At 65.6% G+C, this 12,888-nt stretch carries 14 protein-coding genes; 7 read left to right on the top strand and 7 right to left on the bottom strand.

The features are described 5' to 3' along the window. Nucleotides 1–210 precede the first annotated feature (210 nt). From rph to FJ959_RS03245, 5 genes are all read left to right on the top strand, one after another. Nucleotides 211–927: a ribonuclease PH gene (rph, locus tag FJ959_RS03270; RefSeq protein WP_140491814.1), complete on the top strand. Its 717-nt coding sequence runs from the start codon at nucleotides 211–213 to the stop codon at nucleotides 925–927. A gap of 183 nt (nucleotides 928–1,110) precedes the next feature. Then, the gene (locus FJ959_RS03260; protein ID WP_140554721.1) at nucleotides 1,111–1,521 is read left to right on the top strand and encodes a VOC family protein; all 411 of its coding nucleotides are present in this window, start codon (nucleotides 1,111–1,113) and stop codon (nucleotides 1,519–1,521) included. Further along, nucleotides 1,521–2,183, top strand: a complete 663-nt coding sequence (rdgB, locus tag FJ959_RS03255) for an RdgB/HAM1 family non-canonical purine NTP pyrophosphatase (RefSeq protein WP_140628396.1) — start codon at nucleotides 1,521–1,523, stop codon at nucleotides 2,181–2,183. The genes FJ959_RS03260 and rdgB overlap by 1 nt, the downstream gene beginning before the upstream one ends. Next, nucleotides 2,180–3,358 (top strand): radical SAM family heme chaperone HemW, encoded by a 1,179-nt coding sequence (gene hemW, locus FJ959_RS03250; RefSeq protein WP_140628393.1) that lies wholly within the window; start codon nucleotides 2,180–2,182, stop codon nucleotides 3,356–3,358. Before rdgB ends, hemW begins: the two co-directional genes overlap by 4 nt. 98 nt (nucleotides 3,359–3,456) lie before the next feature. Further along, on the top strand, nucleotides 3,457–3,891 hold the full coding sequence (locus tag FJ959_RS03245; RefSeq protein ID WP_140628390.1) for an EamA family transporter: 435 nt from the start codon (nucleotides 3,457–3,459) through the stop codon (nucleotides 3,889–3,891). Nucleotides 3,892–3,964: 73 nt separating this feature from the next. Here the strand turns inward: FJ959_RS03245 and FJ959_RS03240 are convergent, their stop codons facing one another. Then, nucleotides 3,965–4,144, bottom strand: a complete 180-nt coding sequence (locus FJ959_RS03240) for a hypothetical protein (RefSeq protein ID WP_140491829.1) — start codon at nucleotides 4,142–4,144, stop codon at nucleotides 3,965–3,967. Nucleotides 4,145–4,343: 199 nt separating this feature from the next. Between FJ959_RS03240 and rsmI the strand changes: the two genes are divergently transcribed. Both rsmI and FJ959_RS03230 read left to right on the top strand, forming a co-directional pair. Then, nucleotides 4,344–5,255 (top strand): 16S rRNA (cytidine(1402)-2'-O)-methyltransferase, encoded by a 912-nt coding sequence (gene rsmI / locus FJ959_RS03235; RefSeq protein ID WP_140563839.1) that lies wholly within the window; start codon nucleotides 4,344–4,346, stop codon nucleotides 5,253–5,255. Beyond that, nucleotides 5,248–5,625 carry a YraN family protein gene (locus FJ959_RS03230; RefSeq protein WP_181168306.1) on the top strand — a complete coding sequence of 126 codons (378 nt, stop codon included), beginning with the start codon at nucleotides 5,248–5,250 and terminating at the stop codon, nucleotides 5,623–5,625. Before rsmI ends, FJ959_RS03230 begins: the two co-directional genes overlap by 8 nt. 18 nt (nucleotides 5,626–5,643) lie before the next feature. On the opposite strand, the gene FJ959_RS03225 is transcribed toward FJ959_RS03230, so the two are convergent. From FJ959_RS03225 to FJ959_RS03200, 6 genes are all read right to left on the bottom strand, one after another. Continuing rightward, nucleotides 5,644–6,600: an alpha/beta hydrolase gene (locus FJ959_RS03225; protein ID WP_140514119.1), complete on the bottom strand. Its 957-nt coding sequence runs from the start codon at nucleotides 6,598–6,600 to the stop codon at nucleotides 5,644–5,646. A gap of 34 nt (nucleotides 6,601–6,634) precedes the next feature. Continuing rightward, entirely contained in the window at nucleotides 6,635–7,315 is a 681-nt protein-coding gene (locus tag FJ959_RS03220) for an isochorismatase family protein (protein ID WP_140628387.1), read from the bottom strand. 115 nt (nucleotides 7,316–7,430) lie between these two features. Continuing rightward, nucleotides 7,431–8,735: a Xaa-Pro peptidase family protein gene (locus FJ959_RS03215; protein ID WP_140628384.1), complete on the bottom strand. Its 1,305-nt coding sequence runs from the start codon at nucleotides 8,733–8,735 to the stop codon at nucleotides 7,431–7,433. A 310-nt stretch (nucleotides 8,736–9,045) separates the two neighbouring features. Next, nucleotides 9,046–10,011, bottom strand: a complete 966-nt coding sequence (locus tag FJ959_RS03210) for a GlxA family transcriptional regulator (protein ID WP_140628381.1) — start codon at nucleotides 10,009–10,011, stop codon at nucleotides 9,046–9,048. 100 nt (nucleotides 10,012–10,111) lie between these two features. Then, nucleotides 10,112–11,281, bottom strand: coding sequence for a PLP-dependent aspartate aminotransferase family protein (locus tag FJ959_RS03205; RefSeq protein WP_140628378.1), 1,170 nt, complete (start codon nucleotides 11,279–11,281; stop codon nucleotides 10,112–10,114). Beyond that, nucleotides 11,278–12,735 (bottom strand): pyridoxal-phosphate dependent enzyme, encoded by a 1,458-nt coding sequence (locus FJ959_RS03200; RefSeq protein WP_140628375.1) that lies wholly within the window; start codon nucleotides 12,733–12,735, stop codon nucleotides 11,278–11,280. Before FJ959_RS03200 ends, FJ959_RS03205 begins: the two co-directional genes overlap by 4 nt. Nucleotides 12,736–12,888: the final 153 nt, after the last annotated feature.

Raw genomic sequence — 12,888 nt, 5'->3', positions numbered from 1 at the left:
AAGGATATAGACTTCGCGGCGCTGCGCGCAACCCGGTGTCGCGTTGCGCGATCAGCCGGTGTCGCACTTGCGATCACCCCGGTGTCGTGTTGCGCGATCGCCCCGGTGTCGCCGCGTTTGCGGCCGCCGGTCCATTTTCCTTTACGCCGTGCCCCGCATGCGTCTAAAAGCCGGCCAAGATTCAAAAAAGCTGACAAGAAAGCAGGCCGAATGCGCCCCTCCAAACGCCAGTTCGACGAAATGCGCGCCATCTCCTTCGAGCGCGGCGTCTCCAAACATGCCGAAGGCTCGTGCCTGGTGAAGTTCGGCGACACGCATGTCTTGTGCACGGCAAGCCTGGAGGAAAAGGTGCCGGGCTGGATGCGCAATTCCGGGAAAGGCTGGGTGACGGCCGAATACGGCATGCTGCCGCGCTCGACAGGCGAGCGCATGCGCCGCGAGGCCTCCGCCGGCAAGCAGGGCGGGCGCACGCTGGAGATCCAGCGGCTGATCGGCCGCTCGCTGCGCGCCGTGGTCGACCTGCAGGCGCTGGGCGAGCAGCAGATCACCGTCGACTGCGACGTCATCCAGGCCGATGGCGGCACCCGCACCGCCTCCATCACCGGCGGCTGGGTGGCGCTCTACGATTGCCTGCGCTGGATGGAAGCGCGGCAGATGGTGAGCGTCGCCAAGGTGCTGAAGGACCATGTCGCGGCGATTTCCTGCGGCATCCATGACGGCCAGCCGGTCATCGACCTCGACTATCTCGAGGATTCCTCCGCCGGCACCGACGCCAATTTCGTCATGACCGGCAAGGGCGGCATCGTCGAGATCCAGGGCACGGCCGAGGGCGAGCCCTTTTCGGAAGGGCAGTTCGCCGAGCTGATGGGCCTGGCCAAGAAAGGCATCCAGAGGCTGGTGAGTTTGCAGCAGATGGCGGTGGCGTAGTTTATTCATGCGGAGCCTGGGCACCCCCCTCTGCCCTGCCGGGCATCTCCCCCGCAAGGGGGGAGATCGGCTGTTGTCTCGAGCTTCGCCAATAATCAGAATAGAATACCATGAGCCGGCGCTCACGCCGCCAATCTCCCCCCTTGCGCGGGAGATGGCCGGCAGGCCAGAGGGGGGTGCCTCGTGATCCCCTCTGCAATTCTTGAATCCGCTCTTTACGTCACCGACCTCGCCGCTGCCGAAGCCTTCTACACCGACATCCTCGGCCTCACTCCTCTCGGCAAGGTCGAGGGCCGCCATCTGTTCTTCCGTTGCGGAGCCGGCGTGCTGCTGGTCTTCAACGCCGAGGCGACCAGGATCCCGCCTGCGCCCGACGCGAGGCTGAAAGTGCCGCCACACGGCACATCGGGCGAAGGCCATCTCTGCTTTGCGGCGACCGCCGATGAAATCAGCCGCTGGAAATCCCATCTGAAGGCGAAGAACATCGCTGTCGAAAGCGAATTCGAATGGCCGCAAGGCGGCCGCTCGCTTTATATCCGCGATCCCTCCGGCAATTCGATCGAATTCGCCGAGCCGAGAATCTGGGGACTTTGATGCATTCTCTCGACGGAAAAAAGATCGTCGTCGCCAGCCACAATGAAGGCAAGCTGCGCGAATTCGCCGATCTGATGGCGCCATTCGGATTCGAGGCGAAATCGGCGAAGGACTATGGCTTGCCCGAACCCGAGGAGACCGGCACAACCTTCGAGGAGAACGCCTATATCAAGGCCTTCGCCGCGGCCAAGGCGACGGGCCTGCCGGCGCTGTCGGACGATTCGGGCCTGTGCGTTGACGCGCTCGACGGCGCGCCCGGCGTCTACACCGCCAACTGGGCCGAAACGCCTGATGGCAGCAGGGATTTCGGCATCGCCATGCAGCGCACCGAAGTGGCGCTGCAGGAAGTCGGCGCCGCCACGCCCGCGCAGCGCACGGGACGCTTCGTCGCCGTCATCTGCCTCGCCTTTCCCGACGGCGAGGCCGAATATTACCGCGGCGAGGCCGAAGGCACGCTGGTCTGGCCGCCGCGCGGCGAGCTCGGATTCGGCTACGACCCGGTGTTCCTGCCCGACGGTTTCGAAAAGACCTTCGGCGAGATGAGTGCCGAGGAAAAACACGGCTGGAAACCCAGCCAGGCCACGGCTCTGTCGCACCGCGCCCGCGCCTTTCAGAAATTCGCCCAAGCTCGATTGGGTCTGGCCAGGTTAGGCTCGGCATGATCAGGCCCGGCGCCACCATGCCGCTCGACCGCAGCCCCGGTTTCGGCGTCTATGTGCATTGGCCGTTCTGCGCGGCCAAATGCCCCTATTGCGACTTCAACAGCCATGTCCGCCACCAGCCGGTCGACCAGGAGCGCTTTGCCGCCGCCTTCGAGGCGGAACTGGCGACGATGCGCCAGCGCACCGGCCCACGCGAGGTGACCAGCATCTTTCTCGGCGGCGGCACGCCGTCGTTGATGAAGCCGGAAACGGTGGCCAGGGTCCTGGACGCCGTGGCGAAGAACTGGACGGTGCCCGACGGCATCGAGGTGACGCTGGAGGCCAATCCCTCCTCGGTCGAAGCCGAACGCTTTCGCGGCTATCGCGCTGCGGGCGTCAACCGGGTCTCGCTCGGCGTGCAGGCGCTGAACGACAAGGATTTGCGCTTCCTTGGCCGGCTGCACAATGTGGACGAGGCGCTGCACGCGATCGGGCTCGCGCGGGAGATATTCCCAAGGCTCTCCTTCGACCTGATCTACGCACGGCCAGCCCAGACGCCGGAGGCCTGGGCATCGGAGCTCGAACAGGCGATCGGCCACGCCGCCGACCATCTGTCACTCTATCAGCTGACCATCGAGGAAGGCACGCCGTTCCACGCGCTGCACGCGGCGAAGAAATTCATCATCCCCGACAACGACCACGCCGCCGACCTTTATGCGCTGACGCAAGAGGTGACATCAGCCCATGGTTTGCCGGCATATGAGATCTCAAACCACGCCCGGCCGGGTGCCGAAAGCCGGCACAATCTGACCTACTGGCGCTATGGCGAGTATGTCGGCGTCGGCCCCGGCGCGCATGGCCGCTTCGTCGAGAACGGCCACCGCGTCGTGACCATCGCGGAGAGGATGCCGGAAACCTGGGCCAATCTGGTCGAGGCCAAGGGCCATGGCGTCACCGGCGGCGAGACCCTGACGCGCTCCGAAGAGGCTGACGAGTTCCTGCTGATGGGACTGAGGCTGGCGGAAGGCATCGACCTGTCGCGTTACGAAGCGTTTTCCGGGCGCGGCCTGTCGAGCGCGCGGCTGTCGGTGCTGCAGGGCGAAGGGCTGGTGGCGCCGATCGGCAACGCCCGCCTGCGCGCCACGCCCGCCGGCATGATCGTGCTCGACGCCGTGGTGGCCGATCTGGCGCGGTAGGCGGGGATGCTGCTCCCAATCTCGAAGCCAAGATTACGCTTCTGGAGGCAGCTGTTTCGCGGTATCTGAGTTGAGACCCGACCGGTGAGGCTATCCGAATGAACCTGACGCTTTCCTGGCAATTCTGGGCGCTGTTGTCGGCGACTTTCGCGGCACTGACGGCGATCTTTGCCAAGGTCGGCATCGAGACCATCAATTCCGATTTCGCCACCCTCATCCGGACAGCCATCATCCTGGTCGTGCTTGCGGCGATCCTCGCCGCCAGCGGCCAATTCCAATCGTGGGCCTCGATCTCCGGGAAGACCTGGCTTTTCCTCGGCCTGTCGGGACTGGCGACCGGAGCCTCGTGGCTCTGCTATTTCCGCGCGCTGAAAATCGGCAATGCGGCGCAGGTGGCGCCCATCGACAAGCTAAGCGTCGTGCTTGTGGCGGTGTTTGGCACGGTCTTTCTCGGCGAGCGGCTCACCGGTGCGAACTGGCTTGGCGTCGCCCTTATCGCGGCGGGCGCGGTGCTGGTCGCTTATCGATGGTAGTGCTGCGCCGTGGCGGGCGTTCTTGGTTTCGAGACGGGTGATGAAAATATCGAAGCGATTGGGCATCGTCCGGTCAGTGCTCCGTCGTGCTGTCGGGTTCGTTGTCGGGTAGCTTGATCTCTGGTGGCGGGCGGCGCGCGGGCCCCTGCTTGCCGTCCGTGGTGGCGGGCGGCTTCCCGTCTCCTTGCGCGGCAAAGCGCTTGCGGCCTGCATAGTAGGGCTCGAAAGCGTCCTGTATGGTCAGTCTGTCCATCCTGTCCTCCCGGGGGAATCAGGGGCTAAATCTGCGAAAGACGGTTTCGTTCCCTACTGTGGCGAAGGAATGGCGCTCGCCTTGCATTACAGCGGCTTTTGCAACCCGGCGCGGGCCGTGCCAAACAGGGCGGATGATTTCGGAACGTCCTTCGCGGCTCCATCTGGACGCGGGCGCGCCGCTGACGGAGAAGGCACCGGTGACTGGCGAGACGGGAAAGCGCAGCTATGTGATCGGGCAGACCGAGATCGCGGCCCGGCCGCTCGAACCCGCGCTCTATCTGGTGGCGACGCCGATCGGCAATCTCGCCGACATCACGCTGCGCGCGCTTGAGACGCTGGCCGCCGCCGACATGGTCGCCTGCGAGGACACGCGCGTGTCGCGCGTGCTGCTCGACCGCTACGGCATCCGCCGCCGCACCACGGCCTATCACGAGCACAATGCCGGCGAGGCCGGGCCAAAATTGATAGCGGCGCTCCAGTCGGGGCAGAGCGTGGCGCTGATCTCGGATGCCGGCACGCCGCTGGTTTCCGATCCCGGCTACCGGCTGGTCGGCGAGGCGCTCGACCAGGGCATTCGCGTCGTGCCCATCCCCGGTCCGTCCGCGCCGCTTGCCGCGCTCACCGCATCCGGCTTGCCTTCGGATGCCTTCCTGTTCTCCGGCTTCCTGCCGGTCAAGGCGGGGCAGCGGCTGGCGCGGCTGGACGCGCTTAAAGCGGTGCCGGCGACGCTGATCTTCTTCGAATCGCCGCGCCGGCTGGCCGAGTCTCTCGGCGCGATGGCCGAAGCGCTTGGCGGCGAGCGCAAGGCAGCGATCGGCAGGGAATTGACCAAGACCTTCGAGGAGATGCGCACCGGCACGCTGCGAGCGCTGGCCGACCACTATGCGGCGGCCGACACGCCGAAGGGCGAGATCGTGGTGTGCGTCGGCCCGGCCGAAGCCAGAGCGGACGAGCCGGCCGATATCGACCGGATGCTGTTGTCGCTCGCCGCCGAAATGCCGGCTTCGAAGGCGGCGGCGGAAGCGGCGAAGATGACCGGGGGCCAGAAGCAGGCGCTTTACCGACGGCTGCTGGAACTCAGGGATGCCTCTGGAGAGGACCGTGGCTAGGCTCCCGAGCGCCAGCCGTCAAAAGGCCTACCGGCGCGGCCATCGCGGCGAATGGCTGGCAGCGGCGGCGCTGGTGCTGAAGGGCTACCGGATCCTGGCGCGCCGCCATCGCACCCGTTTCGGCGAGATCGACCTGATCGCGCGGCGCGGCGACCTGGTGCTGTTCGTCGAGGTCAAGGCGCGCCGCACGCTGATGGAAGCGATGGAGGCGATCGCCCATGAATCGGAGCGCCGCATCGAAGGCGCCGCCGACATCTGGCTGTCGCGCCAGCCGGATTACGGCAGGCTGTCGATGCGGTTCGACATGATCGCCGTGCTGCCATGGCGCTGGCCGGTGCATGTCCCGAACGCGTTTTACGGGCGCAATTGAGGGCTGCGTCGCTCGGGTTCAGTGTTCGACGGGCCATTCGCCCGCGCCAAGTGCCGCGATCGCCGCGATTATGCGCCGGAACGCCTCGGCGGCAGCCGGCACGGTGGTGCGGGCGCGCAGGAAACTGTGCACGAGGCGCTTCTCCTCGTGCCAGCTCGCTTTGCCGCCGGCGGCCAGGATGCGGTCGCGATAGGCCTCGCCGTCCGACGACAGCGGGTCGCATTCGGCGGTAACGACAATGGTGGGCGGCAGGCCGGAGAAGTCGGCGGCGCGCAGCGGCGAGAAGGTCGGATCGTCCGGCGCCTGTCTCTTGGCCGAGCGGACGTGGCGGTAGAAAGCGACGTCGCCGGTCGACAGAAGCGGCGCCTCGGCATGCTCGATGTAGGAGCGGGCAGTCTCGTCGCCGCCGAGGCCGGGATAGATCAGCACCTGGCCGGTCGGCCTCTTCGCGCGAGCGCGCGTCGCGTGACTGACCGCCGCCGCCAGATTGCCGCCGGCGCTCTCGCCGGACAGCAGCAGTGGCCCGTTCGCTCTAGCCGCCGCCCATTCGAAGGCGGCCAGAGCGTCGTCGAAGGCGGCGGGGTGGAGATGTTCGGGCGCCAGCCGATAGTCGACCGAGAGCACGGCAAAGCCGGTGCCGGCGCAGATCTCGGCGCAGATGTCGTCATGGCTGTCGAGCCCGCCCAGGATGAAGCCGCCGCCATGGTAATAAAGCACCGTGGCCCGCGCGGCCGTGCCTGCCATCCCGTAGTGCCGCACCGCGATGTTCCGGCCGGGGGCGGCGATGAGGTCGTCGCTCGCCGTCACCCCCGGCGGATAGGGCTGGCGAAGCGCCCGGCACATCCTGTCATAGATCGCACGCTGCTTGGCGATCGGCAGGTCGATCGTCTCGGGCGGATACCAGGCGTTGATGCCGTCTATATAGGCCCACAGCGCAGGGTCGAGCCGCGTCGCGTATTTGCCGCGACCGGTCATTTCAGTGCTGCCCACGGTTTCGGAAGGCATTGCCTCAAAGCTCGCTGTAAAGCCTGGCCGCGTTTTCAAAGCTGAAGCGCAGCGGCACCGAGCCCTCGACCTGCCAGACGGCGACGCTCTCGCCCGCCAGCAGCCGGCAGGCGCCGTCGGTGTCGGTGACGGCGCCGCCATAGAGCCGGTTGGCGAGGTTTAGGATGGCGGTCTGGTGCATGGCGGCACTGCCGCTGCCGCAGGCGTCCTTGACCAGCAGCACGCGAAAGCCGCGCGCCACGGCGTCCTTCACGGTGGCATCGATGCAGGCCTCGGTCCACACGCCCGATATGACCAGCCATTCGATGCCGGAGGTTTTGAGCCGATCGGCCGCCGGCCCCGCCCGGAAGGCGCTGGCCTCGGCCTTGATCAGCAGCGTCTCCCCCTGGGCCGGCGCCACCTCACGGCAGATCTCGGTCAGCGGATCGCTCTTGTCGGAGAAGGCCGACTTGCCGTCGGCTCCAACGGGATGAAAGGGCCGCTCCTGCTTGTCGAGATCTACGATATAGGCCCAGTGATGGAGCGGCACATTGTTCTGCCGCGCCGCCGCTTGCAGGCGCTGGACGTTGGCGAGGATCGTTTCAAAACCCTCGACCAGGTAGCGCGGGTCCTGCCGGTGCTCTTCCTGCAGGTCGATGAAGACAGCGGCCACGGTGCCGCGCGTGAGGGAGATGGGGCTTTTCATACGGATGCGCCTGGGATCCAAGATACTTCCAAACGCTGGAGGGACAGAGGGGGGCGCCAAGGAATGAGGCGCTCGTTCTTCAGCTGCGGTACGTCAACTAAACCGGCCGCTGGCATCAAACCTGCTTCTCCAGAAACTCATCCTCATAGGGAAAGCGCGACAGGAGCTCGGTGCCGGTCTCGGTGATCAGGATTTCGTCCTCCAGCTTGACGCCCTCGCGGCCGCCCTTCTCGCCAATATAGCTTTCCACGCTCACCACCATGCCTGGCACGATATGGCCGTCGCGGCCATAGGTTTCATAGTCCATGGCGTGCGCGATGAAGGGTGTCTCGCCATGCATGCCGACGCCGTGCATGACCGAGGTGTAGCGCTGGTCGACGAAGCGGTCGGGGATCTTCCAAGCCTTTTCGGCGATCTCGCGGAAAGCCATGCCGGGCTTCACGATCGAGATATTGTGCTGAACCTGGTCGTGCGCCATGCGGTAGAGCGATTTCTGATAGGGGGTCGGCTTGCCGGGCCCGCAGCGGAAGGTGCGCGAGAAATCCGAATAATAGCCATAGCAGCCGATCGTGTCGGTATCGAGCGCCAGCAACTCGCCCGGCCGGATTTTTCGCCCGCTGGCCTCGTTGAACCAGGGATTGGTGCGCTGGCCGGACGTCAACAGCCGCGTCTCGATGAACTCGCCGCCCTGGCGGATGACCTCGCCATACATGATGGCGAACAGCTCGTTCTCGGAAACGCCGGGCTTGATCGCCTCGCGCACCGCATAGACGGCGGCTTCCGCGCCGGCCATCGACACCTGCAGGCATTTCACTTCCTCCGGGGTCTTGACCGCGCGCACCGCCAGGATCTCGCCCTGGCAGTCGCGGACGTCGCAGCCGCGCTTCTCCAGCGCCAGCGCCTGCAGATGGCTGCAACGGTCGAGCCCGAGTTTCATCGAGCCGCCGCCATGCTGCTTCAGGAGTTCGGCGATCTCGTCGGCGAAGGGACCGGCGGTCTCGTCGTCGCGGCCCGATACCGACGACCAGACGAGCTTGGAAGGACGCCCCTCGTCGATCGTGTCGAGCACCATCGAGACATGGTAGCTCTGCGGATATTCGAACAGCACGATCGGCCCTTCGGTCGGAATGAAGAAATAACGGGTCGAGTTGCGCAGAAAATAGCCGAACATGTTGCGCGAGCCGGTGGCGTAGCGCTGGTTGTAGGGGTCGAACAGCACCACGCCGCCATAGCCGGCCTCGCGCATCCAACCGCGCAGCTTGGCCAGCCGGCCTTTACGAAGGGCGTCGGCATCGATGAAGGACGGCTCGGTGTCGGACAGCCACATGCCGCCCGCCGGATCGGCCGCCGCGGGGTGGCGCATGCGGTCCTTGAAGTCGACGTCTTCAGTGCTGTCGGGGTCGAATACGACGATGCTCATGGGGGCTGACCTTGGGTGGTTTGCAAGATCAGACCATGGCGCAGGAGATAACGAGGGATTGTTCGGAAAACCGCGCTTGTTGTGCGAGATGCCGCTGGGGTAATAAGAGATGCAGGTGCCAAGCGCCCCCCTCTGCCCTGCCGGGCATCTCCCCCTCAAGTGGGGAGATTGGCAGCTTTGACCTCGTCGCTTCTTCGGTGAAAATTGGCGAAAGCTGTTGTGACGTCAATCTCCCCCCTTGAGGGACCCTCGTATGGGAGATGGCCGGCAGGACAGAGGGGGGCGACGTCTCTCAGCGCCAGCAAAACCTCTAATGCCGTCGCGCCAGCTTCGGAGGATGGCCGTGCTCCTCGCGAAAGGCGCGCGCGAAGCTCGACATCGAGGCAAAGCCGCAGGCGAGCGCCACGTCGCGCACGGCGAGCGTCGAGTGCGCCAGGAGATCGGCGGCGCGTTTCAGCCTGAGCCGCCGATAGTAGCCATTGGGCGAGATGGCGAGTTCGGAGCGGAAGGAGCGTTCGAGCTTATCGGAGGAGACGCCGAGCCTGGCCGTCAGCTCCGCCATGCCGAGCCGCTCCTCCACAGCGTCCTCCATGATGGCGATGGCCGACAGCACCAGCTCGTTCCGCACGCCGGTACGGAGGCGCAGCGGCATCAGCTTGCGGTCGACGCTGGAGCGCAGCTGGCTGTGCACGAACCATTCGGCGACGCCGGCCGCAAGCTCGGCGCCGTAGTCGCGGGTGATGATCTCCAGCATCATGTCGAGGCTGCCGACGCCGCCCGCCGAGGTGAAACGCTTGCGGTCGATGACATAGAGGTCGCGCCTCAGCTCGACATTGGGAAAGGCCTCGGTGAAGGCCGCCTGGCTGGTCCAGTGCAAGGTGCAGGCATGGCCGTCGAGCAGGCCGGCGCGGGCGAGGAAGAAGGCGGCGTCCGCCACCGCGCCGATATGGGCGCCACTGCGCAAGCTGCGGCGGATCCAGCTTGCCGCGTCCTCGGCGACGAGATGATCGGCATCGCCGCCCGAGCAGACGACGATGCGGTCGACCTTCGGCGCATCCTCGGCGTAGAAGCGCGGCTGGATGACGACGCCGTTCGAGGCCTCGACCACGCCCTGGGTAGCGCCGACGATGATCCAGCGATAGCATTCCCGCTTCGCCAGCACATTGGTCGCGCGCAGCGGCTCGATGACCGAGCTGAACGCCATCATCGGAAAGCCGGGGAAGACCAGCACCGCGAAAGTGAGGGGAGCGTCTGGAGATGTGTCGCGCGTGGCCATAGGCTCTACATCTCGGGCAGATGGGATTTGGGGTCAACGGGGTTGTGGCTGGCTTTCTGGGAAGTTGGAGACTGGCTCGTCTCAGCGGGAGCGCCGCCGCTCAGCCCCCCAGCGCCTGCTCCAGATCGGCGATCAGATCGTCGCCATCCTCGATGCCCGCCGACAGCCGCACCAGCGAATCCGATATGCCGACCTCTTCGCGCTTTTCCGCCGGGATCGATCCATGCGTCATAAGCGCCGGATGCTCGATCAGGCTCTCCACGCCACCGAGGCTTTCGGCCAGCGTGAACAATTGCGTGCGTTCGAGGAAGCGTTTCGTGCCGGCGAGGTCGCGGTCGAGCACGGCTGATATCATGCCGCCGAACGCATGCATCTGCTGGACGGCAACGGCATGCTGCGGATGGCTGGCCAGCCCGGGATAGATGACCCGGCGCACATCCTTGCGGGCTTCCAGCCACTGCGCGATCTTGAGGCCGTTCGACGAGTGCCGCTCCATCCTCAGCGCCAATGTCTTGAGGCCGCGCAGGGCGAGAAAACTGTCGAACGGGCCCGAAATGGCGCCGATGGCGTTCTGCAGGAATTTCAGGCGATCGGCCAGATCCTTGTTGTCGCCGACAACAGCCACGCCGCCGACCATGTCGGAATGGCCGTTGAGGTACTTCGTCGTCGAATGCACCACGACGTCGATGCCGAGCTCCAGCGGCCGCTGCAAATAGGGGCTGCAGAATGTGTTGTCGGCGACCGAGAGGATGCCCTTGCGCCTTGCAAGGGCTGCGACGCCTTCGAGATCGACGATGCGCAGCAGCGGGTTGGTCGGCGTCTCGACCCAGAGCATTTTCGTCTCCGGGCGGATTGCCGCCTCTATAACCGCAAGGTCGGTGCAGTCGACGAAGCTCACCTTGAGATCGGCGGAGCGCTTGCGCACACGCTCCATCAGGCGGAAGGAGCCGCCATAGATGTCGTCGGTGGCGACGATGTGGGCGCCGGAATCGAGCAGTTCCAGCACGGTGGCGATCGCCGCCAGCCCGGAGGCGAAGGCGAAGGCAGCCGAGCCGCTTTCGAGATCGGCCACCGCGCGCTCGAAGGCAAAGCGCGTCGGATTCTGGCTCCGGGCATATTCAAAGCCCTTGTGCACGCCGGGCGACTGCTGGCCATAGGTCGAGGTGGCGTAAATCGGCACCATCACCGCTCCGGTCAGGGGATCGTGGCTCTGGCCGCCATGGATGGTGCGGGTGGAGAAGGCCAGGCGGTTCTTTCCGGATGCGGTCATCGTGCACGGCGCCTCAAATGGTTGATCAGGTCGATGCGGGTTATCAGGCCGACGAACTCGTCGCCGTCGAAGATGATGGCGACCTCGTTGCGGTCGAATACCGGCAGCAGCGCGTCCAGCGTCTGGCTGGCCTGCAAAGTATGCAGATTGGAGGTCATCGCCGTGCGCACCGGCGCGTTGAAGCGCTCCCAGCGGCCCTCATAGGGGCCGTCGACCTTGGCCAGGATGTCGCTCTCGTCGACGATGCCGACAAGCTTGCCGTCGTCGAGCACCGGCAGCTGCGAGACATCGGAGCGGCGCATGCGGCCATAGGCGTTGAGCAGGCTCTCGTCCGGACCGACATAGACGGTGTCGCCGGTGCGGTGCGTGCGCATCACCAGGTCGCGCAGGTCGCCATGCTGCTCGTGCTCGGCCAGCCCCTGCTCGGCCAGCCAGAAATCGTCGAAGACTTTCGACAGATATTTGTTGCCGCTGTCGCAGACGAAGGTGACGACGCGCTTGGGCGACGTCTGCTCGCGGCAATAGCGCAAGGCGGCCGACAGCAGCGTGCCCGAAGACGAGCCGGCCAGGATGCCTTCCCGGGACAGGAGATCGCGCACCGCCAGCATGCTCTGCTTGTCCGATATGGAATAGGCCTTCTTGACCAGCGACAGCTCGGCATTGGGCGGCACGAAGTCCTCGCCGATGCCTTCCACAGTCCAGCTGCCGGCCTCCACCATCTTGCCGGTCTTGATCAGCGGCGCCAGCACCGAGCCGACCGGATCGGCCAGCACCATTTCCGTCTTCGGCGATGCCTTGGCGAAGAACCGGCCAAGGCCGGTCAGCGTGCCGCCTGAGCCGACGCCGACCACCACCGCGTCGACATCGCCGTCGAGCTGCGAAAAGATTTCCGGACCGGTGGTGGTTTCGTGCGCCTCAGGGTTGGCCGGATTGGCGAACTGGTTGGCGTAGAAGGCGCCGGGCAGCTCGGCCGCGATCTTTTCGGCCATATCCTGGTAATATTCGGGGTGGCCCTTGCCGACGTCGGAGCGCGTCATGCGCACTTCCGCGCCCAGCGCGCGCAAATGCTGGATCTTCTCGCGCGACATCTTGTCGGGCACGACCAGGATGATGCGGTAGCCCTTGGGGATGCCGACCTGGGCCAGGCCCAGGCCGGTATTGCCGGCCGTCGCCTCGACGATCGTGCCGCCTGGCTTCAGCCTGCCCTCCTTCTCGGCCGCCGCGATCATCGACAGTGCGATACGGTCCTTGATCGAGCCGCCAGGATTCTGGCTTTCGAGCTTGATGAACAGCCGGCACTTGCCGGTGTCGAATTGGGTCAGTTCGACCACGGGGGTCTGGCCGATCAGGTCGAGCACCGATCCGTAAGGCGGCCGCAGGCGCGACATTGCGTTTTCCGAAGCGGCGTTTTCCAAAGGGGCGCTATCCGAGGGCGCGATCTTGTGCCTGCTCATATCGATGCTCCATGATCAAGCGGCCGCTTCGTGCAGGGCGGCAGCGTATCCTCTTTTCCAGCCCTTTGCAGTGGGAAAGAAGATAGATCGTGCCAATCGACCGGCTAGATGGAGAATGAAATTCCGGGGCGGGCTCCGTCGTGCAAATCGCCC

The sequence above is a fragment of the Mesorhizobium sp. B2-2-4 genome, assembly GCF_006442375.1.
In the GTDB taxonomy this organism is placed as follows: Bacteria; Pseudomonadota; Alphaproteobacteria; order Rhizobiales; family Rhizobiaceae; genus Mesorhizobium.
Note: the sequence above shows the minus strand (reverse complement) of the source record. Positions and strands in the feature narration are given on the sequence as shown.

Excerpts from the sequence above, each read along its gene's own strand:
- rph (WP_140491814.1), top strand. The coding sequence starts at position 211 with ATGCGCCCCTCCAAACGCCAGTTCGACGAAATGCGCGCCATCTCCTTC.
- FJ959_RS03225 (WP_140514119.1), bottom strand. The coding sequence starts at position 6,600 with ATGACCGGTCGCGGCAAATACGCGACGCGGCTCGACCCTGCGCTGTGG.
- FJ959_RS03215 (WP_140628384.1), bottom strand. The coding sequence starts at position 8,735 with ATGAGCATCGTCGTATTCGACCCCGACAGCACTGAAGACGTCGACTTC.
- FJ959_RS03245 (WP_140628390.1), top strand. The coding sequence starts at position 3,457 with ATGAACCTGACGCTTTCCTGGCAATTCTGGGCGCTGTTGTCGGCGACT.
- FJ959_RS03220 (WP_140628387.1), bottom strand. The coding sequence starts at position 7,315 with ATGAAAAGCCCCATCTCCCTCACGCGCGGCACCGTGGCCGCTGTCTTC.
- rdgB (WP_140628396.1), top strand. The coding sequence starts at position 1,521 with ATGCATTCTCTCGACGGAAAAAAGATCGTCGTCGCCAGCCACAATGAA.
- FJ959_RS03240 (WP_140491829.1), bottom strand. The coding sequence starts at position 4,144 with ATGGACAGACTGACCATACAGGACGCTTTCGAGCCCTACTATGCAGGC.
- hemW (WP_140628393.1), top strand. The coding sequence starts at position 2,180 with ATGATCAGGCCCGGCGCCACCATGCCGCTCGACCGCAGCCCCGGTTTC.
- FJ959_RS03210 (WP_140628381.1), bottom strand. The coding sequence starts at position 10,011 with ATGGCCACGCGCGACACATCTCCAGACGCTCCCCTCACTTTCGCGGTG.
- FJ959_RS03200 (WP_140628375.1), bottom strand. The coding sequence starts at position 12,735 with ATGAGCAGGCACAAGATCGCGCCCTCGGATAGCGCCCCTTTGGAAAAC.
- FJ959_RS03205 (WP_140628378.1), bottom strand. The coding sequence starts at position 11,281 with ATGACCGCATCCGGAAAGAACCGCCTGGCCTTCTCCACCCGCACCATC.